The organism is Mycobacterium sp. (assembly GCF_052144515.1).
Lineage (GTDB): Bacteria > Actinomycetota > Actinomycetes > Mycobacteriales > Mycobacteriaceae > Mycobacterium.
The window spans coordinates 1-25,528 of record NZ_JBKQQD010000305.1 but is presented as its reverse complement, the minus strand read 5'-3'; the positions used below and the strand labels follow the sequence as shown (position 1 = coordinate 25,528).

At 64.8% G+C, this 25,528-nt stretch carries 26 protein-coding genes and 2 pseudogenes; 13 read left to right on the top strand and 15 right to left on the bottom strand.

What is annotated here, in order from left to right:
• The first annotated feature begins 26 nt into the window (after positions 1-26).
• On the top strand, positions 27-1,427 hold the full coding sequence (locus tag ACLP9N_RS20710; RefSeq protein ID WP_442409173.1) for a phospholipase D-like domain-containing protein: 1,401 nt from the start codon (positions 27-29) through the stop codon (positions 1,425-1,427).
• Positions 1,428-1,499: 72 nt separating this feature from the next.
• Here the strand turns inward: ACLP9N_RS20710 and ACLP9N_RS20705 are convergent, their stop codons facing one another.
• Both ACLP9N_RS20705 and ACLP9N_RS20700 read right to left on the bottom strand, forming a co-directional pair.
• Positions 1,500-1,937 (bottom strand): class I SAM-dependent methyltransferase, encoded by a 438-nt coding sequence (locus tag ACLP9N_RS20705; protein WP_442409172.1) that lies wholly within the window; start codon positions 1,935-1,937, stop codon positions 1,500-1,502.
• A gap of 148 nt (positions 1,938-2,085) precedes the next feature.
• Entirely contained in the window at positions 2,086-2,868 is a 783-nt protein-coding gene (locus ACLP9N_RS20700) for a trypsin-like serine peptidase (RefSeq protein WP_442409171.1), read from the bottom strand.
• A gap of 792 nt (positions 2,869-3,660) precedes the next feature.
• Between ACLP9N_RS20700 and ACLP9N_RS20695 the strand changes: the two genes are divergently transcribed.
• On the top strand, positions 3,661-4,383 hold the full coding sequence (locus tag ACLP9N_RS20695; RefSeq protein ID WP_442409170.1) for a hypothetical protein: 723 nt from the start codon (positions 3,661-3,663) through the stop codon (positions 4,381-4,383).
• A gap of 4 nt (positions 4,384-4,387) precedes the next feature.
• Here the strand turns inward: ACLP9N_RS20695 and ACLP9N_RS20690 are convergent, their stop codons facing one another.
• Both ACLP9N_RS20690 and ACLP9N_RS20685 read right to left on the bottom strand, forming a co-directional pair.
• Positions 4,388-5,905 carry a hypothetical protein gene (locus tag ACLP9N_RS20690; protein ID WP_442409169.1) on the bottom strand — a complete coding sequence of 506 codons (1,518 nt, stop codon included), beginning with the start codon at positions 5,903-5,905 and terminating at the stop codon, positions 4,388-4,390.
• A gap of 25 nt (positions 5,906-5,930) precedes the next feature.
• A complete protein-coding gene (locus tag ACLP9N_RS20685; protein ID WP_442409168.1) occupies positions 5,931-6,998 on the bottom strand; it encodes a DUF2855 family protein in 1,068 nt (355 codons plus the stop codon).
• 148 nt (positions 6,999-7,146) lie between these two features.
• Here ACLP9N_RS20685 and ACLP9N_RS20680 point away from each other — a divergent pair, with 148 nt between their 5' ends.
• The gene (locus ACLP9N_RS20680; RefSeq protein WP_442409167.1) at positions 7,147-8,037 is read left to right on the top strand and encodes a TIGR03854 family LLM class F420-dependent oxidoreductase; all 891 of its coding nucleotides are present in this window, start codon (positions 7,147-7,149) and stop codon (positions 8,035-8,037) included.
• Positions 8,038-8,048: 11 nt separating this feature from the next.
• On the opposite strand, the pseudogene ACLP9N_RS20675 reads toward ACLP9N_RS20680, so the two are convergent.
• Positions 8,049-8,156: pseudogene (locus tag ACLP9N_RS20675) on the bottom strand (SDR family oxidoreductase); the annotation flags it as partial.
• Here ACLP9N_RS20675 and ACLP9N_RS20670 point away from each other — a divergent pair.
• A pseudogene (locus ACLP9N_RS20670) lies at positions 8,152-8,691 on the top strand (cytochrome P450); the annotation flags it as partial. The pseudogenes ACLP9N_RS20675 and ACLP9N_RS20670 overlap by 5 nt on opposite strands.
• 86 nt (positions 8,692-8,777) lie before the next feature.
• On the opposite strand, the gene ACLP9N_RS20665 reads toward ACLP9N_RS20670, so the two are convergent.
• The 4 genes from ACLP9N_RS20665 to ACLP9N_RS20650 form a co-directional block, all read right to left on the bottom strand.
• A complete protein-coding gene (locus ACLP9N_RS20665; protein ID WP_442409166.1) occupies positions 8,778-9,953 on the bottom strand; it encodes a PrsW family intramembrane metalloprotease in 1,176 nt (391 codons plus the stop codon).
• Positions 9,950-10,621: a hypothetical protein gene (locus tag ACLP9N_RS20660; protein ID WP_442409165.1), complete on the bottom strand. Its 672-nt coding sequence runs from the start codon at positions 10,619-10,621 to the stop codon at positions 9,950-9,952. The genes ACLP9N_RS20665 and ACLP9N_RS20660 overlap by 4 nt, the downstream gene beginning before the upstream one ends.
• Before the next feature lie 108 nt (positions 10,622-10,729).
• A complete protein-coding gene (locus tag ACLP9N_RS20655) occupies positions 10,730-11,653 on the bottom strand; it encodes an NmrA family NAD(P)-binding protein (RefSeq protein WP_442409164.1) in 924 nt (307 codons plus the stop codon).
• A 173-nt stretch (positions 11,654-11,826) separates the two neighbouring features.
• Positions 11,827-13,326, bottom strand: coding sequence for a haloalkane dehalogenase (locus ACLP9N_RS20650; protein ID WP_442409163.1), 1,500 nt, complete (start codon positions 13,324-13,326; stop codon positions 11,827-11,829).
• Between the two features lie 199 nt (positions 13,327-13,525).
• Between ACLP9N_RS20650 and ACLP9N_RS20645 the strand changes: the two genes are divergently transcribed.
• The 3 genes from ACLP9N_RS20645 (at position 13,526) to ACLP9N_RS20635 (ending at position 15,721) form a co-directional block, all read left to right on the top strand.
• A complete protein-coding gene (locus ACLP9N_RS20645; RefSeq protein ID WP_442409162.1) occupies positions 13,526-14,455 on the top strand; it encodes a DUF808 domain-containing protein in 930 nt (309 codons plus the stop codon).
• A gap of 91 nt (positions 14,456-14,546) precedes the next feature.
• Complete coding sequence (locus ACLP9N_RS20640; protein ID WP_442409161.1) at positions 14,547-15,467, top strand: lytic transglycosylase domain-containing protein; 921 nt, start codon at positions 14,547-14,549, stop codon at positions 15,465-15,467.
• Complete coding sequence (locus ACLP9N_RS20635; RefSeq protein WP_442409160.1) at positions 15,467-15,721, top strand: hypothetical protein; 255 nt, start codon at positions 15,467-15,469, stop codon at positions 15,719-15,721. The genes ACLP9N_RS20640 and ACLP9N_RS20635 overlap by 1 nt, the downstream gene beginning before the upstream one ends.
• On the opposite strand, the gene ACLP9N_RS20630 is transcribed toward ACLP9N_RS20635, so the two are convergent.
• From ACLP9N_RS20630 to ACLP9N_RS20620, 3 genes are all read right to left on the bottom strand, one after another.
• The gene (locus ACLP9N_RS20630) at positions 15,722-16,579 is read right to left on the bottom strand and encodes an MAP_0585 family protein (RefSeq protein ID WP_442409159.1); all 858 of its coding nucleotides are present in this window, start codon (positions 16,577-16,579) and stop codon (positions 15,722-15,724) included.
• Positions 16,580-16,629: 50 nt separating this feature from the next.
• Positions 16,630-17,106 carry a lipoprotein LpqH gene (locus tag ACLP9N_RS20625; RefSeq protein WP_442409158.1) on the bottom strand — a complete coding sequence of 159 codons (477 nt, stop codon included), beginning with the start codon at positions 17,104-17,106 and terminating at the stop codon, positions 16,630-16,632.
• Between the two features lie 166 nt (positions 17,107-17,272).
• On the bottom strand, positions 17,273-17,893 hold the full coding sequence (locus ACLP9N_RS20620) for a DUF732 domain-containing protein (protein ID WP_442409157.1): 621 nt from the start codon (positions 17,891-17,893) through the stop codon (positions 17,273-17,275).
• A gap of 44 nt (positions 17,894-17,937) precedes the next feature.
• Between ACLP9N_RS20620 and ACLP9N_RS20615 the strand changes: the two genes are divergently transcribed.
• Positions 17,938-18,345 (top strand): DUF4267 domain-containing protein, encoded by a 408-nt coding sequence (locus ACLP9N_RS20615; protein ID WP_442409156.1) that lies wholly within the window; start codon positions 17,938-17,940, stop codon positions 18,343-18,345.
• Here the strand turns inward: ACLP9N_RS20615 and ACLP9N_RS20610 are convergent.
• The gene (locus tag ACLP9N_RS20610) at positions 18,342-19,844 is read right to left on the bottom strand and encodes a flavin-containing monooxygenase (protein ID WP_442409155.1); all 1,503 of its coding nucleotides are present in this window, start codon (positions 19,842-19,844) and stop codon (positions 18,342-18,344) included. The genes ACLP9N_RS20615 and ACLP9N_RS20610 overlap by 4 nt on opposite strands.
• A 92-nt stretch (positions 19,845-19,936) precedes the next feature.
• Between ACLP9N_RS20610 and ACLP9N_RS20605 the strand changes: the two genes are divergently transcribed.
• Both ACLP9N_RS20605 and ACLP9N_RS20600 read left to right on the top strand, forming a co-directional pair.
• Positions 19,937-20,650: a sensor domain-containing protein gene (locus ACLP9N_RS20605; protein ID WP_442409154.1), complete on the top strand. Its 714-nt coding sequence runs from the start codon at positions 19,937-19,939 to the stop codon at positions 20,648-20,650.
• Between the two features lie 38 nt (positions 20,651-20,688).
• Entirely contained in the window at positions 20,689-21,126 is a 438-nt protein-coding gene (locus tag ACLP9N_RS20600) for a hypothetical protein (protein WP_442409153.1), read from the top strand.
• 1 nt (position 21,127) lies between these two features.
• Here ACLP9N_RS20600 and ACLP9N_RS20595 read toward each other — a convergent pair whose 3' ends face one another.
• Positions 21,128-22,591: a protein adenylyltransferase SelO gene (locus tag ACLP9N_RS20595; protein WP_442409152.1), complete on the bottom strand. Its 1,464-nt coding sequence runs from the start codon at positions 22,589-22,591 to the stop codon at positions 21,128-21,130.
• A gap of 30 nt (positions 22,592-22,621) precedes the next feature.
• Positions 22,622-23,188 (bottom strand): hemerythrin domain-containing protein, encoded by a 567-nt coding sequence (locus ACLP9N_RS20590; RefSeq protein ID WP_442409151.1) that lies wholly within the window; start codon positions 23,186-23,188, stop codon positions 22,622-22,624.
• 194 nt (positions 23,189-23,382) lie between these two features.
• Here ACLP9N_RS20590 and ACLP9N_RS20585 point away from each other — a divergent pair, with 194 nt between their 5' ends.
• The 3 genes from ACLP9N_RS20585 to ACLP9N_RS20575 are packed head-to-tail and all read left to right on the top strand — an operon-like array spanning position 23,383 to position 25,371.
• Positions 23,383-24,300: an HpcH/HpaI aldolase/citrate lyase family protein gene (locus tag ACLP9N_RS20585; protein ID WP_442409190.1), complete on the top strand. Its 918-nt coding sequence runs from the start codon at positions 23,383-23,385 to the stop codon at positions 24,298-24,300.
• Between the two features lie 17 nt (positions 24,301-24,317).
• Complete coding sequence (locus tag ACLP9N_RS20580) at positions 24,318-24,668, top strand: DoxX family protein (protein WP_442409150.1); 351 nt, start codon at positions 24,318-24,320, stop codon at positions 24,666-24,668.
• 10 nt (positions 24,669-24,678) lie between these two features.
• Positions 24,679-25,371, top strand: coding sequence for a mycothiol-dependent nitroreductase Rv2466c family protein (locus tag ACLP9N_RS20575; RefSeq protein ID WP_442409149.1), 693 nt, complete (start codon positions 24,679-24,681; stop codon positions 25,369-25,371).
• Positions 25,372-25,528: the final 157 nt, after the last annotated feature.

The window sequence follows — 25,528 nt, the reverse complement described above, 5'->3', positions numbered from 1 at the left end:
CCGTCGATTCCGTTGAGAGATTCTGTGTGTCCGACAATCGACTGCTGACCCCTGGACAGACGTATTTCCAGCACGTCAAAGCCTCGATGCTGCGCGCCCGGCACCGAATCATGTTGATCGGATGGGATTTCGACGCCAGGACGACATTCGAGCGAGGCGTCAAGACACTCCCCGGACCCAACCAGCTTGGCGCCTTTCTGTATTGGATGCTCTGGAAACGACCGACTCTCGAGGTCTACCTACTGAGGTCCAATCTGCGCCTGCTTCCGGCTTTTGATCGCATCTGGTACGGGCTCACCCCTGTATCGCTGGTGAATCAGATCAGCAGCAAGCGGATCCACTTCGCCGTTGACGGCGCCCATCCGACCGGCGCCGTCCATCATCAGAAGATCGCGGTCGTCGACGACGCAGTGGCGTTCTGCGGTGGCATCGACCTCACCGTCGACCGATGGGATACCCGCGCTCATCACGATGACAGTCGCCGCCGTCGGACGGTGGGGCGCAGCTATGGGCCGCGACACGAGGTTTCGGCAGCGGTTGACGGTGCGGCGGCGCGCGCACTCGGCGAGCAAGCTCTAGCTCGGTGGCGGACCGCGACGGGCCAATCACTGGCGCCGGTTGAGCCTAAGCACACCCCCTGGCCCAGCAAACTGCAACCGACGCTGTGCGACGTCGACGTCGGAATCGCGCGCACAGTGCCGGAACTGGAGGGCCGCCCTGAGGTTCGGGAAGCGGAGGCGCTCAACCTTGCCGCCATTGCGGCAGCACGCCACATCATCTATCTGGAGAACCAATATCTGGCAGCCCGACGCATTGTCGATGCGCTGGCCGCGCGACTAAGCGAAGACGAGGGTCCGGAGATTGTCATCGTCCTTCCTCGGAGAGGAAAGAACCGCCTCGAGCGGGGAACGATGGACGGCGCACGCCATCGGCTCCTCCAACTGCTATGGGCCGCAGACGATCATCGCCGCTTTGGGGTCTACTGGCCGGCGAACGACGCCGGCACCCCGATTTACGTTCACTCGAAGGTAATGGTGGTCGACGATCGGCTACTGCGCATCGGCTCATCAAATCTGAACAACCGGTCGATGGGGTTCGACAGCGAATGTGATGTGGCCATCGAGGCGGCGTCAGGTGGTTCGGAGCACGATGACCTTCGCCGCCAAATCACTTCCGTGCGAGATCAATTGGTGTCGGAACACCTGGGCGTGTCGGTCGGCGAGTTTGAAACGGCGACGCTTCGGTACCGGTCGTTCCTTGGGGCCATTGAGGCACTTCGAGGACAGGGCAGGAGTTTGCAGCCAATTACCGGGCGCACAGTGTCCGATGAGGCGAGCCTGCCGGAGAACGACCTCATGGATCCCGACCATGTCCCAAGGTCGCTAACCCGAAGCCTGCAACGGTTCATTGCGGGACTTAGGGGTTGACTGAGCTGCGTTGCGAAAGAAGTAGCGCAGCGTGTGCCAGTGCTTTGGTTGACCGAGCACGTTGGTGCCGTCCTACTCGCGCTCGTCCAAGCGGACCACTTCGAGACCTGACGTCAGTTCGAGCACCTCGTCGGGGCGTAGATTCGTGGCGCGCCAGGGCGTCGGAGCCCAGGAGTCTCGGATGCCCAGGAACGTGGCGCAAAAGACGGCGCCGTCGGTGAGCCAGCCCGCAATTTTTGGCATGAGCGTGTGCAGATCTGCGCGCGGAATCAGGTGCAGGACATGCATCGCGACGATGAGGTCGTAGCTGCGCTTGGATAATTCGATGTCCCGGATATCGGCCCAATGCATCAACAGCCGCGAGTTACCCAGCGCGGCAGCGAGTTCAGCCAAGTGCGGATCGGGATCGACCGCGTCGACGATGAATCCGGCCGACAGCAGGTGGCGAGACGAGCTGAGCGATCCGGCTCCGATGTCGAGGGCCATACCGCCGGCGGACCGCCCGAGCATCGAGACGGCTTCGACGACAAGTGCTTTCGGGGTGTGGTCGCTACAGTGCCGTGCGAGGCCTTCGCGCCGTTCGGGGCCAAGAGTAAGCCTTCCGTATTCACAGGAAAGGCGCCTTGAGCAGACGTCTCGTCTGCGGGAGACCCGGCAGCTAGCAACCGAGGAAGGCGAGCGGCGGGGCCTCGCCCCGGCCACCGGCTTCGGCGCGGGCCAGTAGCGCTGCGGTGCGTTCGTTAAACGGCGCTGAATACGACACCCATTGCGTGCACCCGCCGCGCTGAAGGCTGCCGGTCACCCCGGTGACCGTCGATCCACTGATCCACGGCGAGCCGCTGGTGCCGTCGACCAAGCCCTTGCACCAAAACGAGGGGAAACCAAGCGGGTTCATCCCGGTGCTGTTTTGGCAGCCGATCGGCGTGCCCCCGACTTGGGCCGGATAGCCGATGACGCTGATCTGGCTACCCGGTGCGGGTGCCGTACCCAGCGATAGTGCGGAGCCGACCGCCGCCTCTATCGATCCGCCGGTGGGGCGGCTGACTCGCGCAAAGGCGTAGTCGACCCGCGGATCTTTGAAGGCGACCCACAGTGGATCCAGGTATACGGCGTCAACCGTCCAGACGTTGGTCGGCGCGGCTGTATTGGCGAAACCGGGAACGAAGACTGCAGTGAATTGTTTGGCCATGCAGTGCGCAGCGGTCAGTATCAGGTCGCCCGAGGACGAGTGCACCACGGAGCCCGTGCAGGTGTGCAGGTCGAAGCCGCCCAGGAAGATGGCGCCCACCCGTGGGTCGGGGTTCACCGAAGCTGCGACGGGGATGTCGAAAGGGCTGTCGGCAAGCTGTACGCGTTTGCCGGGGGCGCCCACCGAACCCGCGGGTTGGTCGCAGGCTGCCAGTACCAACACCAGGCACAGGACGATCGCCAAAATACGCATCGGGCCTCATGATGACGGAAGCGTGGCGGTACAAGCCGCTTTTAGCACGGCGATTCGAGCGTCCACTAATTCTTGCCTGGCCGAAACGGCTATTCGACAGGGAAATCAAACCCTGAATTCTTCGCCCGGCCAGAAATGAGTAACGGCACATGGAGAGGGGTAAGACCCTTGTGTGCAGGTGCGGTGCATTAAAGCATGAAAAGTGACTGTCCTAACGTCGGTCGCCGAAAGACTCAAGCGTGAGCGCCTGAAATGATGCGCCATCGGTTCCGCGGCAGCGGATCGATTCGATCCGCCTGGCGAAGCTGGCGCGGTTCCAACCCCGGCTTTGATGTCAGCGCATCCGTCACCGCAGGGATTGACGTTGCAATCGATGACGTGGGTTTGGCCGGTTGGGCTGGTCTCGGTGAGGACGTAGTCGCCGATCATCTCGGGAGCGGCGGACGCAGGTGCAGCCGCCGCTCCGGCAGCTAGGGCGGCGAGGGCCGAGGCTGCGGCCGTCGCGCGCGTGATGTACATGTTTTTCTCCCGGCTTGGCAAACATTCGATTCGGTTGGCTACCTTTGGTTTCTACTCCACGAACGACAAATATGGAAAGTATTGGCGTTCCTGGCGGCAGGCATCGCGTTGGGTTGACAAACTGGAGGCGGTCGTGCTCCCCCTCCGACTTTCGTGCACGCGATATGACGCGACGTGTCGAGGGGAACGTTGAAAGACGCATACCATCACGGACAGCTGCCGGCGATCCTGGAAGAAGCTACCGGGATCTCAGGGAAACATACTGGGGGAGCAGTGGTTTCGCCGTCAGGGCGGGTTTACCCGCCCGGCGTCGAGGTCAAATTCCCAGAGCAAGTGCGCGCTGTCGACCGGGTCAATATGTGGCTGGACGGCGGGAATATCCGTCTGGGTATGTGGCCCGCAGAACTCAAGCCCCAGTACGAATGTGTCTACTCCGACCCGAAGAAGGTCGAGTCCCTCATCGCCCTCGCCGACCTGCCGAATTGGGACATCGGCGCCAACTTCCATCTCGCGTACTGGCTAGCGGCACCGGCCAAGCGGTGGTATCCGAAACGGCAATTGTCCGGTCCGGAGTACCTGCGCCAATGCATCGACGACTTTCGCGACCAGCGCCCCGGACGCCGACCCCGTGAAAAGCTTGATGACACGAGCTTTCGGCAGTGGCTCGTCGCGCGCCGGTACGCCAGCGAAAGTGAACTGGCGACGCTTGACGCGTGGCGAAATGGACTGCCGCGCGAACACTTTGACATCCGCCCGAGCGTTGAGGTGACTCGATCCTGGCAATTGGCCGACGCGATCGCGCGCGATCGTAGGAATGAGTTCGTCACGGAAGTGCGTGCGGCGATAGACCGGGTCTTATCCGCCCTCGGGGAGCCAGAACTGAAGCTCCTGCAGCACACTGCGCGCGACCCCAGGTTCCTGGCGCCCGGGCCTGCCTCGACCCGGGAGACCACATGTCCGACATGCCATATGGTCCACGCCGGGGAATGTCTCTGACGGCTTAGAACCCGAAGTCGCCGCTGCCGGAGTCGAACCCGCCGCCGCCACCGGAGTCGAACCCGCCAAAGTCGAAGCTGCCACCACCGGAGTCGGACCCACCGAACCCGCCGAAGTCAACACCCCCACCACCGGAGTCATAACCTCCGCTGTAGTCGTTGCCACCAAAGCCCGCGTCGCCACCACCTGACTGCTGATAGCCCCCGTCGAACCCAACGTCTCCCTGCTGGCTGTCGTAGTTGGCGCTTTGGCCGCTTTGGCCGCTATCAGACGTCACGTACGCCGAGTCTCGGCCGGCCTCGAAGCCACGTTCGTAGCTGCCGCCCCAATGGTCGTCCAGCAGGGCATCCATCAGCAGGACATCGGTTAGGGCCCAACCCCAGCCGGGACCCCAGAACGCGTACGGATAGTAGCCCGGGTAGAAGAACATGCCGCTGTAATAGCCGCCCGGATAGTAGTGCGGGTAGCCCGGCTGTTGCGTGGTGCTGTAGTTGTTGTTGTTGATCGTCACCTGTCGACCGGTGTCTGGGTCCGTCGTCCGCACCTCGGCCTCCTTGCGTTCCGCATCCGGCACCGACCGCACGGCAGCCACGTCCGGCTTCGGCTGGTAAGTGCCTGGGCTGGCCGTCCTGTCTTGGGGACTGAGCTTGCGGTTGGCCTTGGCCACGGCGGCCTGCACCGTCCTGAGGTGCGCCCGCGCCGCGGCGTAGTCACCCGTCTTGTAGGCCCTGCGGGCGTCGTGCAGGCTGGAGGTGGCCTTCAACGACTCAGCGCTGACGTCTGTGCTGCTGTTGGTCATCACCGCGCTATCGAGGTCGTTGACATCGGATTCGGCGTAGATCAACTCCTGCTTCACCTGCTCCTGCGACGCTGAGTCGTTGTGGCGCTTACGATTCCGGCTCACGGCGAACCAGATGAGGCCGACCACCGCCAGCGCAATGCCAATGATGATCAGCGTTTCCCATAGCCAGGTCCAGCTGGTGTGCTTTTGGTTCACGACGGGGGAGGTGGTTGATGTTCCACCGGATGCCACATTCACATCGGCCAGCTTGCTGACGAATTCAGTGGTCGCGCCGTATGGGTCGTTGCGGTGACTCCTGGCCGCCTGACTCATGAATGGGTCGACGCTGTCTGCGATTGCCTTCGGCACGTTGTAGGCGCGCACATGGTAGCCCTTGGAGTCGACTACCAGGATGACTCCGCCGAACTGGGGATTACGACCCAAGATGGTGTTGTGGATGGCATCCGGTGTGGTCAGGCCGGTCTGGCTCGGGGCGACCGCCGCCACCCAGACTGGCGGTGCCGGACTCCACGTCCACCGGCTGGTGAGGATCTGCTGGTTCACCTGGTCCGGGTTCTGCAACGGCGGTGTTGCCGTTGGGTCAGCCACCACATGCGTCTGAGCGTTGAACCTGTTCACCACATCGTCTGTGTAGGCGTCGGCCCCCGCGGGCGGCGCGAGCAGCATTGCCAGCGCCACGATGAACGGGACCGCAACTAGTCCCCGGAATCGTGCTGTCACTTTTCTCCTGGTTGTCATCTCTGCCTTACAGATCCGCGATGGTGCCGACCGCCGGGTCGACCTTCCCGTCGAGTAGCTCCAGGTAAGCCCGCTGGATGTCGTCCTCACTCGAGATCCGTTCAACGCGAAGCCAACCCGATGCCCACTGCGCGAACGGCGCCCACGCCTCGGCAACTTTTTGGTCGAGTTGCGCCGTTCCCCAGTCGGCGCCGCGCTTCTTGATGCGATCCGGGGCGAAGAAGAGGACGGGGCTTGGACCCTCGAGATTGCCTGTCCCGTGCGCCATCTGGGTCCAATGGGTCATACCGACTGCCGCGCTGTGGGCGAGGCGGCCGCCGTAGTGGGCGTGGACGCTGGTACGGACGGCGCCGTCGCCCGAGACGTCGACGTAGACGGCGCGGTCGCCCGGCAGGTTGGAGACCTCGTCGTAGAGATAAACCGAATCGTAGATGTCTAGTCCCTTGACGAATTCGCTGTTGCCCGCCGAGGTTAGCCCCACGATCTCGATGCCGTCACGCTTGGCGAGTAGGTAGGCGGCGATGATCGCCGTTTTCGACGAGGCGCTGGAGATCAAGATTGTGTCCGCACCGAAGAAGGATTCGTCGGCCAGGAAGTCATCGATGAGGAACGAAGTGAAAAAGAGCGGAAAAAACAGGATGTGCTCTGCCTCGCGGCCGGCCGAGTAGACGGGGTCGGTCTGGACGTCGCGGTAGCCCTGGTAGGCCGATGGCAGTGCGGCCCGGTGCGGGGCGGCGTCGACGAACCCCTTCTCGTTGATGCGGTCGGGGACCACCACAAGATGGCTGGCGCAAGGCAAGTAGCCGTAGACGCGTGTGCCCAGCGCCAGATCGGGATGCCGCGACTCCTCGACGTGGGCATATCCCCATACATTGAGCTTTCCCCAGTCCGGGTCCGAGGCTGGGAAGAAGTCCCAATAACGCATCGCCTCGCCGAACACGGCGTAGGTGATGTTGTTCGCGGTCAGCCCGAAGGACTCGACGCGAAGGAGAGCCTGTCCGTCTTCGGGCGACGGCGCGTCACCGAAGATGAAGCGGGTCTGGTGCAAATCCGTGCGGCGCAGCTCGAAGTCCATGGAGCTGAGCCTATGGGCGCGGCCCTTCCTGCTGAAGAGTGGATCGGGATTTCAATCCATGTACCAGCTGGTGCACTCTGGCCGGGCACAAATAGCGGGCCTCCCTTGTTGGGCTAAGCACGCGTGCGGCTACACGGAGGGAGACCGGGTGAAGATTCGCTTCGGGGTCGGGCTGGGTGCGGACACCGCACCGGATCAACTCGCCGACATCATCGATCACCTGGAGAACAGCGGGGTGGACTCGCTGTGGTTCTCCGAGCTGGTGTACTCCCCGGCGGTGGACCCGGTGGTCGGTATGGCCTACGCACTGGCCCGGACCTCTCGGTTGAAGGTGGGCACTTCGGTGGTGGTGTTGCCGGGGCGTCATCCGGTGCTGGTGGCCAAACAGCTGGCGTCGCTCGCGGCCGTCGCGCCGAAGCGGGTTCTTCCGGTTTTTGGGTTGCGTTCGGCGATTCCGGCCGAGCGTGAGGTGTTCGTCGTACCTGAGGGAGAACGAGCGGCGGTGTTCGATGAGTCGCTGCGGGTGCTGCGCTCGGTGCTGGTTGACGATTCGGCCAGCTACAGCGGCAGGTTCTTCACCGTGAGCGGGGCGGCGATCACGCCGCGGCCGGCGCCACCGTTGGACATCTGGCTGGGCGGCTCGGCTCCCTCGGCTTTTCGGCGCATCGGCATGCTGGCCGATGGCTGGTTGGGCAGTTTCCTCACCCCGGCCGAGGCGAGGGCCGGACGCGAGGCGATCGAACGGGCCGCGGCCGAGGCGGGTCGGCGCATCGAACCCGATCACTTCGGCATTTCGTTGGCCCTAGCCAGCTCTGCTGATGGTGAGCTGCCGGCGGAGTTGGCGGCGGCGGTCCGCCGGCGTCGCCCAGACCTCGACCCCAGCGAGCTGATCGCCGCCGGCTGGCAGCGGCTGCACCGCCAACTCGACGCCTACCTGGACGCCGGATTGACGAAGTTCGTGATACGGCCGGTCGGGAGAGCGCCGTTGGATGGCTTCATCGACCGGTTTGTCGCCGAATTGGTCGGCCGGCAGAACTGATCGCTACGGTCTCATATCTTGGCGGGCACATAACTGGTCAGCCCGCCGTCGACGACGAACTCCGCTCCCGTGGCGTACGCCGACTCATCACTGGCCAGGAAGAGCACGAAGGTGGCCACGTTCCTGTTCATCGCGGGCCACGAAACGACCGCCCGGTTACTGTCCAGCGCGATGCGCGTCTTGGCGGAGGATCCAGACCTGCAGAGCACGTTGCGCGCCAACCGTGATCGCATTCCGAACTTCGTCGAGGAGATGCTGCGGCTGGAAAGTCCGATCAAGAGCCACTTCCGTTTGGCCCGCGTCGCGACCACGCTGGCCGGCGTCCCGGTTCCGGCTGGTACGACGGTGATGCTGCTGCCCGGTGCCGCCAACCGCGATCCGCGCCACTTCGAATGCCCGGCCGAACTCCGCGTCGACCGGCCGAATGCGCGCCAGAACGTGGCGTTCGCCCGCGGGGTGCACAGTTGCCCCGGGGGTCCACTGGCCCGGATCGAAGGGCGTGTCACCATCGAGCGCATCCTGGACCGGCTCAAAGACATTCGGCTCGACGAAGCCCGGCACGGACCGCCAGGGGACCGTCGTTTCGACTACGTGCCGCTTTACATCCTTCGCGGGCTGGAAGCACTGCACATCGAGTTCACCGCGAACCCATGACGAGCGCACAGTTGCAGCAGGTCTGCATGGTCGAATGGCAGACCGGATCAACCACGCTGATAGCCGCCGAGTTTGTCGATGCACCATCACCATGATGACGGGACGCCCGCGCGGATTCTGCCGACCTCGGCGCGGGCAAAGCGCACCCGGTCGGTATCCGCACCGCGCGCGGCGGCCAGTTCGTGGGCGAGGTCATACGCGGCATTGAGGACGTAGCGGGCGCGTTTGCGTTCGTGCCGGTTGGGGCTGGCCTTGCGGAAGCGCTTGCGGGCCTTGCGGTTGCCGGCCAATGCGTCAAGTTCCGCCGTGGTGATTACCTTGCGGGCTTCCTCAGGGGTCATGACGTCGCGTAAGAAGTCCCGTTCCCGCCTCACGGTCAACTCGTAAACCCGCGCGACGATGACGAACGCCATGACGACCACCGCGATGAGCAGGCCTACCAGCATCAGCGCGCTTCGGCCGCTGGTGGCCGCCAGCGAGTCCCAAATGCCGTGCAGCAACATCGGTATCGCCATCAGCAGCAGGCCCCGCCCGACGCGGCGTGGTTCGGCGGGCCGGCCGAGCAGGTAGATCAGACCGGCGCAGAAGATTGCGCTGTAGAGGATGTGCGCGGCGACCCCACTGACCATTCGTATGATGATGGTGCTTATCGACGCCCCAATTTGATTCGCGCCGAACTGGGAACCGGCCGACGTCATGGCGTAGGTGATATCCTCGAGGATCTGAAATCCCAGGCCGATGAACGCGCCCAGGATCAACCCGTCGAACGCGGTTCGCACCTGCCGTGGCGCCAAGGCGATGACCAACAGCAGCCCCGAGCCCTTCGCCGTTTCTTCGGTGAACGGCGCCGACAAACCGGCGCCCCAATTCAGCGCCCACGACTGCCCGAAAGACTTCGCGTACAAGGCGAGGATGGCGTCGTTGGCGCTCGCCGCCATCATCCAGGTAGCGGCGAAGCCGCCCCACAGAAAGGCGACGGCCATCAGTTTGGCGGGCAGTTTGGCGTAGCGGTCGATGCGCTGGGTGAACCACCAGAACAGCGCGGCGTAGATGGCAAAGGACGTCACCGCCAGCGCGATCGCCTGGCCGTAGGCGTCGTACTCGCGGGTGACCCTCGATACGGAGAGAAACACGCCGGTCCCGACCAGCACCAGGTAGCCCCAGAACGCGAGGTTGCGTGGCTGGTAGAAGCTGAACCGCCGGCCCCAGCCGGAGAGGTCGAGCGCGACGTCGCGTGCACGATCAAGGTCGGCAAGCGTCATTGTTTTCCCTCTCCGGGATGGCGGATGCTGCGGATCATCCGGAAAACCGCGGCCGTGAGCTCCGGGCGGGCATCGGACGGTCCGGTCGCCACGGCCTCAACTCCGCGCCCATCGAATACGAAGGCGGCGATCACGCCGCCGGTGTGCGGTCCGGTGACCCGCGCTGTCGTACCGTGCCTGCCCTGATCGGTAACGATGGTGGTGTGCGCGCCGGCCACGTGCACGCCACGACCGCGGTTAAGGGCCTCGGAGGTCGTCTCGATCTGGTCGAGCAGCTTGTTGGCGTCTCCGTCGAATGGTGCTGTGCGGACGGTGAATTTGACGGCGCTGTGCTCGACGGTCGCCGTCGCGGGATACTCGCCGGATAGTGGGGCGTTGCCGGCCCGGACACCTGATGTGATACCCCAGCCGGCCTCCGGAACGAACGTCACATCGCCTTGAAGCTGTAGAACATCGCCGGCTTTGACGCTGTCGTCGTAGGGAACCTTGGCGTTGATGACGGGCAACACCACTGACATGACGATGGCCAGTGCGAAAACCGCCAATGTCGGGGCGATGGTGCGCCGATCCACGCCGAATAAGCGCTCATCAGCGGGAACCCAGCCCGCATCGGGCTCGAACCGTCGTGCCTCGACCGCCGAGGACTTGTCGGTTTCGGGATCCGGCATACCCTGTCCAACCTTCCTGCCCGCTGCGACCGACGTCTGGGTGGCGTCGGGGTCGAGAGTAACGAGGAGGCGTAAAGACCGGATGCGGCCCTACCGGGCAGGCGAGACTCAGCCTGGCGCCGCCTCTGCGAAGATTTTCTCGTTCTCTCGCAGGAACTCTGGCAGGGACTGTGGTGGCCGGCCGGTGAAGTGTTCGAACGCGTCGGTTATTCCATAGAAGGCCTGAAATTCGGGTGGACGAGTGCGCAAGTAACGCCACAAGTGGGTGAGGTGTTCCACCGCAATGGGGTTGACGCCGAGAGCCGAAGCGGCGCCAGCCCATTCATCGTCGGTGATCTCGACATACTGCACCGGCTGGCCCAGGATGTCGCCGAACGCCTCGGCGATGTTTTTGTTGGTCACCGCACCTGCCATCAGTCGAACCACTGTGCCGCTTGCCAGCAGTGGACCCGTCAGCACCGCCGCGGCCACGCGGGCGACGTCTAGGGCGCCCACCATGGGGATCGCCGTGGCTTCGGGACCCCACGGCAAGGCGATCACCCCATCCCGGGCCAGGCTGAGCAGGGCCCAAGTGCGGAGGTTCTCGTAGAAGACGGTGGCATCCAGATGCACGGCACCGATGTCGGCCCAGTCGAAGATCTGCTCGGCCAGCCAGTGGCGCACTTGGTGCGGGGTGGGTTGCTCGCCACCGGGCTGCAGCCACTGCGACATGTTCACGACCTGCTCGACCCCGGCCGAGCGGGCCGCGGCGGCGAAGGTTCCGGCGGCTTCGAGCAGGCCTTCCTGCACCGGATAGGCGAAGTAGGCGCGGCGGATATCGCTCATTGCGGCCGAAACTGATTGGAATTCGCGCAGGTCACCCTCGACGACTTCGGCGCCGAGCGCGCGGAGCCGATCCGATCGGTCATCGAGGCGGTGGACGAACGCGCGCACGGGGTGGCCGTTGTCCAGCAGTAACCGCGTGACATTGAAACCAGTCGAGCCTTGGATGCCGCCCGCGGCGCCAGTGACAAGAACAGGCGCGACAGTCATGATGCTGTCCTTTCAATTGGGCTGTCCGGTAATTGGTGTGGCCGAGTCGGCGATCCTGAACCCGCGCCGGCCGCATAGATAAGAACCTAAACCTAGCAGACAAACAAATCAATCAGAAGATATTGAAACGCTCGCAGCCCAACAGCGGAGATTGCGCAATGGTGCGCGGTGACCTAGCCGAAATGCCCCAGTGCCGCGGCGGCGACGCTGGCACCGTGTTCCTGGACGAAGTGGCCCGCTTGGGGGAGGCGAAGCGGGTCAGGGCAGCCGCGGATGAGGCGCTGCATGCCGGCCATAATCTCGGGGCCCAGCACGGGGTCGCGTTCACCCACTGCCATGAAGGTGGGGCCAGTCCAAGCGGTGTGCCAGAAGTCGGCGGCTCGGCGGCTGACCTCGACCCCAGGCATATGGTGTTCGGTCATGACCAGCAAGGGAAATCGGCGTACCCCGCCCTTAAAGGTCTTGTCCGGGAAGGGCGCGTCGTAGGCCGCTGCTTCGTCTTCGGTGAGGGTTGGCTCGGACCGGCGCAGGAGTCGTCCGACGGCGAGGTCGTCGGTAGAGGTGGCGTAGTCCCGCCATGCGTCGAAGCCCGGGCCGAGCGGTTCGCCCACGGCCAGCGTCGTGTTCATGACGATGAGCCGGGTGATGCGTGGGCGCAGATCCGCCTCGATGGGCAGGGTGAGTCCGAGAAGGCCGCCCCAGTCCTGCACCACCAGGGTGATGTTCCGCAGGTCCAGCTGCGTGATCAGTTCGATGAGGCTGCGTCGGTGGAACTCGAAGGTGTACGCGTCGTCGTCGACGGGCTTGTCGGAGCGGCCGAAGCCGAAGAAGTCGGGAGCGATGACGCGGCCGCCAACGGATCGGAACACCGGGATCATCTTGCGGTACAGATAGCTCCAGGTGGGTTGACCATGTAGGCACACATAGGTGTGCGCAGCGTCGGCGGGTCCTTCGTCGATGTAGGCCAGGCGCAATCCAGGTGAGCCGGATAGATTCTCGACGTAGCGCGGTGGGTAGGGGAAGTCCGGCAGATTGCTGAAGCGGTCATCGGGAGTGCGCACGGCCTCCATAACAGTCCTAACTGTCGGGCCCGCACGAACCGCTCGGCTTCCTGCTGGATCTGCTCGCGCTTCTGGATGAAGTCGATCGCCTTGATCTTTTGTAGGGCGTTGAAGAAATGGTTGCTGGCGGCGGGCTGAAGGACCTCGTTGACGAGGTTTTGCATCGTACGCATCATGCCAGACGACCATCGGCGCCTGCGTGTCCGGGACGTGAATCTGGACTTGCAGGTCGAGCTTGAAGTCGAAGGTGTCCAGCGACTTTGCCTCGATGGAGGACAGGGCCTTGTCGAGGTCGTGCGCTTCGCTGGTATCGCCGGCCCAGTTCAGCGTCAGGATCGAGGTCGGCACCAGTTTCGGCTTGTAGATCTTCGGGTTGATGGGGTACATGCCGGTGCGCAACGGTTCATACCAGATGCCCATGTGGCCGGGGGCCACGATCGAGCCGTACTTGTAGTCCTCGCCGGAGGTGTTGACGGTGGGCAGCCCGACGTAGGCCTTGATGACGGCGACTTGGCCCTGTTCGACAACGAGCATGGGCACAACTTCGACCTCGACCAGCAAGGGGTTCAGCAGGTAACGACCCGACAGCAACGGGTCGTGCTGCAGGCCCATGCGACCGCCCTGCGTCAGAAACTCCTGAAAATCCTGGTAATTGTTGTGCAAGCCGTTCTTTGTCGCGAAGAGCCGCTGGATGATGTCGGCGGGCGTGCTGCCTCCGGCCTCTTCAAGCCGCTGGATGTCGGCGAAGCCAATGTTTGCCAGGCTCGTCGCGCCGACGGCGGGTACCCTCCAACGCCATGGCGGAGACGCGATGAGTGCGGGTCTTTTCGGGCTCCTCGACGACGTCGCGGTTCTCGCACGACTAGCGGCAGCCAGCGGCCGCGCGTCCGTCAAGGCTGCCGGGGTGGTCATTGACGACACCGCGGTGACACCGCAATACGTCCATGGGATTGCCGCCGAGCGCGAGTTGCCGATCATCAAGCGCATCGCGATCGGGTCGCTGCGCAACAAGCTCCTGGTGATCTTGCCCGTCGCGATGCTACTGAGTCAGTTCGCGCCGCGGCTGGTGATCCCGATGCTGATGCTCGGTGCCACCTACCTGTGTTACGAAGGCGCCGAGAAGATTTGGGGCAACATCCGCGGTCATGACGCCGACGATTCGCCGGTCGCCGAGGACGACTTAGTGACCGGGGCGATCCGGACCGACTTGGTGCTGTCCGCGGAGATCATGGTGATCGCGCTCAACGAGGTGGCCGATCAGGCTTTCCTGCCGCGGCTCATCATCCTCATCGTCGTTGCCCTGGTCCTGACCGCCGGTGTGTACGGCGTCGTCGCCGTCATCGTCAAGATGGACGACGTCGGCCTGCACCTCACCCAGACCGCGTCCCGAATCGGACGGTACGTCGGTCGGGGCCTGGTCGCGGCGATGCCCGCATTGCTCTCGGCGCTTTCAAACGTCGGCACGGTGGCCATGCTCTGGGTGGGCGGCCACATACTGCTCGCGGGCAGCGACCACCTCGGCTGGCACCCTCCGTACGAGATGGTCCACCATGCCGCGGATCGGGTTCGCCACAGCGTCAAGGCTTTTGGTGCGGTGCTGGCCTGGTTGGTCGACACCGGAGCGTCTGCGGTGGTTGGTTTGGTCATCGGAGCCGTCGTCGTCGCGCTCGTGACGTTGCTGTTGTTGGTTCGGCGAGGCCTCTCGGGCTTGGCCAATCGGGCTGGCACGGAGAAGATGTAGATGGAAGACACACGCGAACCGGCGACGTCGGCTCGCGCAACCGCAGCGCTGAGGTCAAAACAATGAAGATGTCGCTAGCTACCGGAAAACAATGACTGCACGCGCAATGCGTTGTAGCACAACGCTTCTCGTCGTCATGATCGCGTTCGCGACCGCCGCCTGCTCGGGGTCGACCAGGCTACCGGCCGCATCGACCTCGACCGCCACGCCGTCGCCGGTAGCGACCACGCTCCGAGCGCAGCCGCCGCTGGCAACGGACCCCGCCGTCCTCGCCGGCGACTTGAGCGCCGATGAGCAGGCGCTGCGCGACCCGTCCTCGTCGGAGGCTGTGCTGGCGGCGGCGGCGCACCGCCAGCAGGTGGCCTATCGAGCCATCGGGCGTCACCCAGAGTGGGACGCGACCGTGCGAGCGGGAATCCCGCCGGCGCTCGTCGAAACCTACGATTGCAATGTCGACGCGCGGCGGCAGCTCACCGCGCTGAGCGGGGGAGAAATCAAAGACACACTGCCCGCGTGGCGCATCGACGCACCCGCGCCGGCCGATGCGTTGCTCGGCTACTACCACGAAGCGGAGGCGGCGACCGGCGTCGGCTGGAACTACCTGGCGGCGATCAACCTGGTGGAAACCGGCTTCGCCCGCATCGTCGGGGTGAGCACCGCCGGGGCGGAAGGTCCCATGCAGTTCCTGCCCTCGACGTTCGCCACATACGGCGACGGCGGCGACGTCCACTCACTGCACGACAGCATCATGACGGCTGGTCGCTTCCTGGCCGCTAACGGCTTCGCCAACGATCACGACCACGCCATCTTCGGCTACAACCACTCCGGCCACTACGTCGGCGCCGTCAACGACTACGCCGCGGTGATCGCAAGCGATCCGGCGGCCTTCGCCGCGTACTACCGGTGGGACATCTACTACAACACGACCGCTGGCGACGTGCTCTTGCCCGTCGGTTACGCCGAATCCGAGCGAGTCCCCGTCAGCGACTATTTGGCGAGCCATCCCCAGTGATGGCTTCACTCCAGCGGGTGCTGAATCACCAGGTCAGCATCGGAGCACTGATCGAGGTGGCGCTGTGGCTGGCGATTCCCTATTTGGGTATTGGCTTTGTGTGGTCATCGCTGCACGGCGAGCAGGTTCAGCAGATCCAGACGCGACTGGAAAAGCTATCTCCGACAGGCGCTGACATCTTGGCCTTCGGGCTCACTGCGGCATTGTGGCCGGCTTCGATACAGATCGCTGACGCGTGCCCGGCTAGCAGCTGATCAGTACAGCGGAACCCAGACCCCGAAGTACCAGTAACCCCAACCGCCGAACATCCAGTTGAAGGTCGGAATCACCATGTAGCTGTTGTAGGCGAACGGGCCGAAATCGGCCTGCGCGACCACGACGTCGCGGGGCGGGCCGTCCCAGCGGCGGTTCCAGCCACCGGGGGGCGGCGGACCGCCCCACCCGCCCGAAGGCGGCGGGCCTTCCCAGTTAGGTGGCGGGCCGCCCGGAGGTGGGCCGTCATTCCAGCCCCACCCTCGTTCGGGCGGTGGCGGGGGCGCGCCATGACCCACGACGCTGAAACCGGCGCGCGCATCCGTCGGGCCGCCCACGTCCACAGTCCCCCGAACGTAAGCACCGTGCGGCGTGTAGGCCGGGTGCGGGGGCTGGGTTGACGGCGCCGCCAGCGGCTGGCTGCTCGGCGCACTCGATGGCGGTGAACTCGGCGCGCTCGACGGCGGAGAACTCGGGCCACTCGGTGGTGTCTCGCTCGGCGCGCTAGGCGGCGTGCTGGGTTCTGGGCCGTGGCTGCTCGGCGGCGCGCTGCTAGGGGCGCTCGGCGGCGCGCTGGATTGCGGGCTCGGCGGCGCGCTGGATTGCGGGCTTTGCGGCTCGTGGGTTTGCGGGCTCGGCGGCGCGCTGCTTTGCGGGCTTTGCGGCTCGTGGGTTTGCGGGCCCTGCGGCTCGTGGCTCGGTCCGCCACCGCCGGGAGGGGGACCGCCGTTGCAGTTCGGACACGGCGGCGGCGTGGGAGCCCCCGGCGCCCCGAGGGCGAATCCCGTGCCCAGCGTCAGCGCCGACACGCTGATACTTGCGGCGAGCGCCGCGGCGCCGACGGCGCGTTTCGTAGACATATCTGGTTGTCCTCCTAGCGGACGTCGTCGCGGGTGCGGGATGGCCTGCCTTACGGGCAGGTCACGTCCATCTCGAATGACTTCTTGACCTGCTGGGGTTGCTGCGGGTTGCTCATGTCGACGCCCGTCGCGTTGCCCTTGATCGCGTAGGACTTGCCGCTCTGTGCGGCCCCGGCGTCGCCGCCTTGACCCGGTGCGGCGTCGGAGAAGCCCAGTGCGACGCCGTTGACGTTGCCAAGTCCGACGGAATGGACAATCGGTGGGTTGGCGTTGCTGACCACCGCGCCGACGCCGTTGGACGCATCGCCGATCCCGATGTTGGTGTTGTCGCCGGCCGCGGTGCAGGTGACCTGACCGGTGACGTTCTGTTTCTGACCGTCGACAATGACCTGCGGGCCAGCCGCTGCCGCCGGTGCGGCCGAGCTCGAGCTCGATGCGCCCGGATTGGACTTGTTGCTCGAACAGCCGGCCAACGCTGCCGCGACCATGGCCACGCCGACCATGCCGGCGGTGATGCCACGCTTCACCACTGCCCTCCTTCGTTGTCGTTCTCTTTGCGACGTGGGCCGCGTCACCGGCCGATCGTTCTCGCCTCGCGGGCCCCACGTTCGTGAACCGTCGGAGGCAGCGGATACCCGATGCTGCGGTTTGCAAACCATACGTAACAAAACCGTAGGGAGGTCTCAAGCGGCATTAGAACCCGGCGACCAAATTGTTGTGTTGCGGGCAGTACGCGCGAACCGAGATGGCCACAAAGTCGTTGGCATTGTCACTGAACGCCGGACTGCTCGCACGAAACGCCGCCACTACCTCTTGCACCGTCATCCCCTGACCAATGTTCTGACACACCGTCTTGCCGTTGTAGATCGCGGCCCCTGGATTGGCGAACGAGATGCCCTTGTCGTTCAGGGCCTGGATGTACTTGTCGTCCTGATCTGGTGTGGATGCGATCGATGACGGGGCGGTGGCCGTCGTCGAAGGCGCTGCTGATGCGGTTCGGGCAGGCGGGTTCGCGGCCCTGGTCGGAGACTGCGTCGTGGTCAACGCCCAGCGCCCCACAACGATGGCCCCGGCCAACACCAGACCGGCCACCACAAGCAGCCCGGCGATGCGCCACGTTGCGCGCCATGACTGGCGGACAGCGGCCGGTTCGTTCGGGATGTCTTCGCCCGGGCCGTCGGCGTCAACGCTGCGGTCCGAGTTGTCCGACCATGCGAGTTCAACCGCGTCGGTGGGTGTGGAGTTAGGCACGGCAACGGTCTTGCCGACATCGTGTGCGACGGTCTCATCGGCGGCCCGGCCCGGCTCGGCCATGAGGGTTATGGTAGCCATCGTCGCGCCGAACTAGGCTGCGGGCTATGTCGATCGACCGTGCCGCGCTGGTCGCGGGAAGCATCCGCCTTGCCTCGGGCATCCAGTTTCTCGTCGACCCGCTCCGCGCCAACCGTCTCTGGGGCGACCGGAGCGAGCCGTCGCCGACGGCGCGACTGCTGTTGCGGTCGATGGGATACCGCGACGCTTTGATCGGTGCGCTGCTCTTGTCGTCAGGGCTGCGCGGCAAAAACAGCCGCGGCTGGTTCCTCGCGTCCGCCGGCGCCGACGCGTCCGACCTAGTCGGCGGACTGAGCGTGCACGACGAATTGACGCGCTCGCAACAGCTCATCGGCCTTGGCGGCGCCGTCGTCGGCGTCGGAGTTGGGCTCTGGGGCGCGGCGCGCCGGACCACACGACCGGGCGAGGCATCAGCACCTACGGCACCGGACTAGAGCGCAGCTGCTGCCACTGCAGCAGCTTTCACGAGCGACCAGTGGCTTCTTTCCCGCTCGGTGAGATCGTTCGACGTGATCGCGCCGAAGGTGCCCGCCTCGCGCACGAACCGGGCCGGCGCATCGGGCAGCGCATCCGGGCCTTCGAGCCGGAAACAACTCGGTACGAGCGGACCGAACAGCAAGGCGCGGCGCAGCTGCGGCCAGTTATGCAGATGCGGCTCGACCCCGGCGGCCCGGGCGAAAGTCACAGCCGCCAGGTTCATTTGAGTTTTCTGTGGCATCCCCCGCCGCGACCGATACGCGGCGATCGCCAGCCGCTGGTCGCTCTCACACGGCGGCGGGATCGTGCCGCCCCACGTGTAGGCGATCCACCTGGCTTGAAGCTCCAGCGGCACAAAGTATCCGCCCGACTGGTCCCACATTCCCATGAAGGCCAACCCCGGCAGCTCGGGATGGAAGGTATAGCGGTCGGCGTCCAGGTGCACCGCGTCGAGGTTGAGTATCGCCCGGATGTCCGCGCTGAGAAAGGGCAGACGGATTTCGAAGCCGGTGCCGAGCACGATCCCGTCGAACTCCTCGGCATGGCCGTCGGCGAACGTCACAGTGGCGTCGGCGATGGATTTCATCCACGGGCGCACCGTGATTCGGCCCTCGGCGACGAGCGGCAGGTACTGCTGGCTTAGGGTTACCCCCGCTGCGAAGAGTGACGGGTCCGGCGTCGGTGCGCCGTACTGCTCGGGGCTTCCCGCGGCCTCGAGCACGGCCTGCGTCAGCTGGCGTTCCATCTCAGCCGCCGGCAGGGTCTCGTTGGCCAAGGCTCCGTATCGCGTGTAGAAGCTGTGATCGGAGGGGACTCCGGCGACGAACTTCGGCAGGACGTACCGCTGCCGCCGCTGGGTCACCACCACGCGTGCGGCGCCGAGCAATGCGAGTTCGGAGGCGATCTCCAACGCGCTGATCGCGCAGCCCGCCACGAGGACGCGCTTGCCGCGGTACGGGTCTGGCCCCCTGTAGTGGTAGGTGGAGATGGCTCCTGCCGGGCCGGCGAACGTGTCGAGCCCGGGCACAGCCGGGATGGCGGGGGCGTGAAACCTGCCGCTGGCCACCACGACCCGGTCGAAGCGCTCATCCGTTCCGGCGTGACGCACGAGCCATCCGGCCCTGTCTCGTGTGATGAGTTCGACTCGGGTGCCGAATCGGATGCGCGACGTAAGGCCGAATGTCGCGGCGTAGCGGTTCAAGTAGCTGAGAATGTCGCGGTTTGACGGGTAGACGAGGTCGGTATCGTGTTCGAGGTCGCTGAAGGCCGTCAAGGTGCGGCTGCTGTTCGTGTGCATGCCCGGCCACACGCCGCTGCGGCCATCCAGGCCCCCCCACTGCCCGCCCAACGCCGGTCCCTGCTCGAAGAGCGTCGGCTCGAATCCCTGCGACAGCAGCCAACGCGCGGCGATCAGCCCGCCTGGCCCGGCTCCGATCACCGCGACGCTGCTCGTCATCTTCGGAACTGTCGCACGACTCCAGCGCGCCCGCGCTCTGATTGATCGAATGACACCTCGGGCCTCGGTGTTGACTGTGATACTCCTGCGTTATGCAACACCGAACGGCGGTCGCGCTTGCCGGGCTCTGCGTTCTGGTCGCCGGTTGCAGCGCCAACAGCAACCGGGCAGACCCCGCCACAACCACGTCGACGACTGTGCCGCCGGTTGCCCAGGCCGCGCTGGACGGGCTGTTGCTCAGTGCGGCGCAGATCAATGCCGCGATGGGGACCACCGAGCTGTCCGTGGCCGACGACACGAAGCGCATGGAGGACATGAGTGCCATGGTGTCGCGCCCGGAGTGCCTACCCATCTACAGCTCGGCGGAGGCCAACGCCTACGCCAACAGTGGATGGAGCGGCGTTCACCGACAATTTCTGGGCGATCCGTCGCACTCTCACGTGGCCGAGCAGAGCGTCGTGCTGTTTCCCACAGCCCAACAGGCCAGCGCATTCTTCACCGCTTCGGCGCAACGCTGGCAGGCGTGCTCCAACGGGAGCTTTGCCCACACCATGTCGGGCGGTCGTGAGGTGCGGGATGTGGGGCCGATCTCCAACACCAATGGCGTTTTGAGCACCACCGCGCGGATAAGTCTGGAGATATACGACCGTCCGGGCGCCCAGGAGGGCGGCGGCCTGACCGCTCAGCGGGCTCTGACCTTCGGTAACAACGTCGTCATCGACGTCCTCGCAGACAGCCCGGCCGCCAACGATCCGGCCGCCGTCAACATCGCGGCGCAGATCGCCGCCCAAGTGCCCAGCAAATAGGGACAGCGCTGGCGCTTGGGACGTGGGACTATTTGCTGATGGATCCGGACAACCCTGAGCGGCGTAGTTCGGCTGCGTCGACGGTTGCCGGCCAGCGCCCGTCTGACCCCGTCTATCTGGCATCCGGGGGCCGCCAAGCCCGTGGCGCGCGGGAGTTCGTCGGGGCCAATCGTTTCGGGGCGATCGTTGGGGCAATCGGCGGCGCGATCGGCCTCTGCGTCGGTGTCGCGGCTGCAGTGATCGCTTTGACCCCGTCGAGCGCGCTGTGGATGAGCGGGATCGTGTGCATCAGCGGCTACCGCCTGGCGCCGTACCAACCGGGCATGTCGGTGAGCTTTCACTGCGTCAAAGGGGACAGCTCCTATGACGTTAGCGACCTCGCGGTCTTCGGGCTGCAGGCCATCCTCGCCGCGCTTGTGCTGTGCGTCGGCCTGATCGGCATTGGCCTGATACGGGCCCGCCTGCGCAAGCCGTGATTCAGGTTCCGCAAAAGGTTCGGTAGTCGCCGAAATCCTCTGGAGCAGGACTGGCGTAACGCTCGAGACCAGGGCGTTCGTCGTAGGGGGCGGTCACGGCGTCAAGGAGCTGCTCGAGCGGATCGAGGTCATTCGCCGTCGCCGCGGTCAGGGCCTCCTCGACCAGATGGTTGCGCGGAATGTAGATCGGGTTCGCGCGGTCCATCGATTCGGGGTTCGGACTCAGGGCTCGCCAACGCGACATCCAGTCGTCAAAGCCGGCGAGGTCGATGAACAATCCGCGGACGGATTCTGCATCGCCTCTTGCCGCACGACCGAGTTGACGGAAGAACGAGGTGTAATCAACGTGGCTCTCCTTCAACAGGCGATGCAACTCGTCGACCAACTGCGTGACGGCCTGGGCTTCGACATCCGCGGACAAACCAAGTTTGGCTCGCATCCCCGATGACCACACGGAGTTGTACTTGGCGTGGAATACGTCGAATGACTCCTCCGCGAGTGCGACTGCTTCCTCAATGTTGTTGGACAACAACGGAAGAAGCGTCTCAGCGAACCGGGCGAGGTTCCACCCGGCAATCACAGGCTGGTTGCCGTAGGCATAGCGCCCCCAGGAATCGATCGAACTGAAGACTGTGTCGGGGTCGTAGGCCTCCATGAAGGCGCAGGGTCCATAGTCGATGGTTTCGCCGGAGATCGTCATGTTGTCGGTATTCATCACCCCGTGGACAAACCCGAACAGCATCCATCGGGCCATCAGCGATGCCTGGACGGCGACCACCGCTTCGAACAGCGCGCGGTAGGGGTGTTCGGCCTCCGCCGCGGTGGGATAGTGACGGGCGATCGCATGATCGCCGAGGCGTCGCACCAGGTCGACATCGCCGGTGGACGCGGCGTATTGGAAGCTGCCCACCCGCAGGTGACTGCTGGCCACGCGGACGAGCACGGCGCCCGGCAGCAGCGTCTCGCGCTGTACCGGGCGCCCCGTGCCCACTACGGCTAAGGATCGCGTGGTGGGGACACCCAGAGCATGCATCGCCTCGCTGACGATGTATTCGCGCAGCATTGGCCCCACCGCGGCGAGGCCATCGCCGCCGCGGGCGAATGGCGTGGGGCCGGAACCTTTGAGGTGGATGTCGACCATTCGCCCGTCGGCGCCGATGAGCTCGCCGAGCAGCAGTGCCCGCCCGTCGCCTAAGCGCGGGACGAAGCCGCCGAATTGATGCCCCGCGTAGGCCTGGGCCACCGGAGCGGCACCCCGGGGAACCAGCCTGCCCACCAAGAACTGGAGCCCGGCGAAACTTCGCAGCCAGGCGGCGTCGAGGCCAAGCTCCGCGGCCAGCGGCTCGTTGAGCACAAGGAGTCGCGGGTCGGAAGGCGCTTTGGCCTGCCAGCGGACAGCCATTTCCGGTAACTCGCGGGAAAAGCGGTCTTGCAGGGTGACGGTCACATCCGGTGCAACGCTCACGCCACCAGACTACGGAGAGTCCGCCGAGAACTAGCCGATTGCTTGTTGGATCAGATCACGGGCACGGTCGAGCAGCGACGCGAACGGTCCGACGGCGAAATTCAGCTTCGCCGATTCCACGCCGGCATGCGGGCGGGTTGGTGCGATCGCCTCAGCCACGCGCACCGCTGTGCCCATCCGCTTGAGGTCGCCAGCGTCGAGTGCCCGCTGCAGTTTCGGGAATTCGTCGCTCTCCTCGTGCTCGGCGTGCTCAAGCACCGCGTCGCGCAGCTTGGTGAGCTCAGCAATGAACTGCTCTGAGGTGATGTCGATCTTCTCGATTTGCGACAGCAGCTCCTTGGCTTCGTGCTCTTCTTTCAGCCGGGCATCGACGATCGCGTCGCCGGCATCGAGTTCACGGCGCACACGGGGATGCACCACCATTTCCTCGGCCGTCTCATGCACGGCCAGCAATTGGCGCAGCTGTACAAACGGCTTCTCGCGCGCTTGGGGGTCCGACGCATGTAGCACTTCGTCGAACATGTCCTCGATCAGGTTGTGCTGTGCTTTAAGAAACGCGACGACTTCGTCGGGAGACTCGATAATCATCTCGGTCATGCCGGTACACCTCCGGTGGTAGGGGAGCTGAGTAAATACCCGGCGCGGCCACGACTAAACGCCATGCTGTGACCATCCTTCGCCCACCGACGGGCCGGGACCTGAGGTTCCTAGCCACCAGATTCGTGGTGTCGCTACGGTTAGGGGCGACGATCTCAATAGCGGCGGGGTTGAACATGACGGCAGATCAATCAATGTATGACCAGGTCGACAGCCACGCGGCGGATCCCGCCGACGTGGGTTCCCGTATCGATCCGGTGCTGGCCCGCAGTTGGTTATTGGTCAACGGCGCGCATGGCGACCGGTTTGAGTCCGCGGCGCGGTCCCGCGCCGACATCGTCGTTCTCGACATCGAGGACGCCGTCGCACCCAAAGACAAGGACGCGGCCCGCGACAACGTCGTGCGCTGGCTTGGCAGCGACAACGCCGACTGGGTTCGCATCAACGGGTTCGGCACGCGCTGGTGGGCGGACGATATTGCGGCATTGGCCGACCTCTCGGTCGGCGGGGTGATGCTGGCGATGGTCGAATCGGTGGATCATGTCACCGAGACGGCGAGACGATTGCCTAATGTGCCGATCGTGGCGCTGGTCGAAACGGCCCGGGGTCTGGAGCGCATCACCGAGATCGCCGCGGCCAAAGGCACTTTCCGGCTCGCCTTCGGCATCGGCGATTTCCGGCGCGACACCGGTTTCGGTGAAGAGCCGACCACGCTGGCCTACGCACGGTCACGCTTCACCATCGCCGCGAAGGCGGCCAACCTGCCCAGCGCGATCGACGGACCGACCATTGGCTCCAACGCGCTGAAGCTCATCGAGGCCACGGCCGTTTCCGTCGAGTTTGGGATGACGGGCAAGATCTGCCTAGCGCCGGACCAATGTTCGGTGGTCAATGAGGGCCTGTCCCCGTCGCAGGACGAAATCGCTTGGGCAAAGGAATTTTTCGCAGAATTCGAACGTGACGGGGGAGAGATCCGCAACGGCTCAGACCTGCCGCGCATCGCCCGGGCCACCAAGATCCTCGACCTGGCTCGTGCCTACGGCATCGAAGTGTCCGAATTCGACGACGAACAGGTTCACAGCCCCGCCCCGACCGACACCTACCACTACTGAGCAGATAGGGGAAGATCGTGGCCTCGGTGCGGACCTATGACGCGTTGGCGGCTTACTTGGCGGCAAGTGCGGTCGGCGATGCCATTCCGATGCCCTTCGTGACACAAGTGCTCGATGCGATCAATTTTCCGCCCCGATACCGGTGGATATTCGCACCGATCAAGGCCGCCGCAGCAGTCGGTCTGTTCTCGGCGCGATGGTTTCCTGGGCTGGCGCGACTGACGACTGCGATGCTCACGGTCTATTTTGTGCTGGCCGTGGGCTTTCACGTCAAAGCCCGCGATCTGAGTGTCGCTGCCGTCGGGGCGGCGGCCAACGCGGCGATCTTCGCCGCATTGACCGCCAAAGAGCCCGCGGTCAGCCGGTGATGGAGGACTGATGAACACCGTGGTGGATTTTCACTTCGACCCCATGTGCCCGTTTGCCTATCAGACGTCGCTGTGGATCCGTGACGTTCGTGAGCAATTGGGGATAACCGTCAATTGGCGATTCTTCAGCCTCGAGGAGATCAACCGGGTAGAGGGCAAGAAGCACCCGTGGGAACGGGACTGGTCCTACGGCTGGTCATTGATGAGGATCGGGGCAATGCTGCGGCGAACCGAGATGTCGTTGCTGGACCAGTGGTACGCCGCGATCGGACATGAACTGCACGTGGCAGGCGGCAAACCGCACGATCCCGCGATCGCTCGGCGCCTGCTGAGCAACATCGGTGTCGACGCGGCGGTCTTCGATGCGGCGTTGGACGATCCCACCACTCACGATGACATTCGCGCCGACCATCAGCGGGTGGTCGACGCGGGCGGATACGGCGTACCGACGCTGTTTCTATTGGGGCAGTGTCTGTTTGGGCCGGTACTGGTGGACCCGCCGACGGGACCGGCCGCCCTTACACTGTGGAATGTCGTGACCGGTATGGCCGAACTGCCGCACGTCTACGAACTTCAGCGGCCTAAGACACCAGCTGACGCCGAACTCATCGGCCGGAGTCTGCGTCCATACCTCGACGGGCGCGATTGGGTCAGTATCAATCGCGGGGTGATTGTGCAGGATTTCTCCTACCGGCCCGAATAGCCTATTTAGCTGCTGAGACGAGTCAACTCTTCCGCGTCACACGTTGCCAGGCGTAGTCTGAAGTTGTCATTTATATCGCACGTAGATCGCACGGGAGAACCGCATAAGGGGCAAGCAGGCACGCCGAGGCTGGGGCCACATCCGGCGGCTTCCGTCC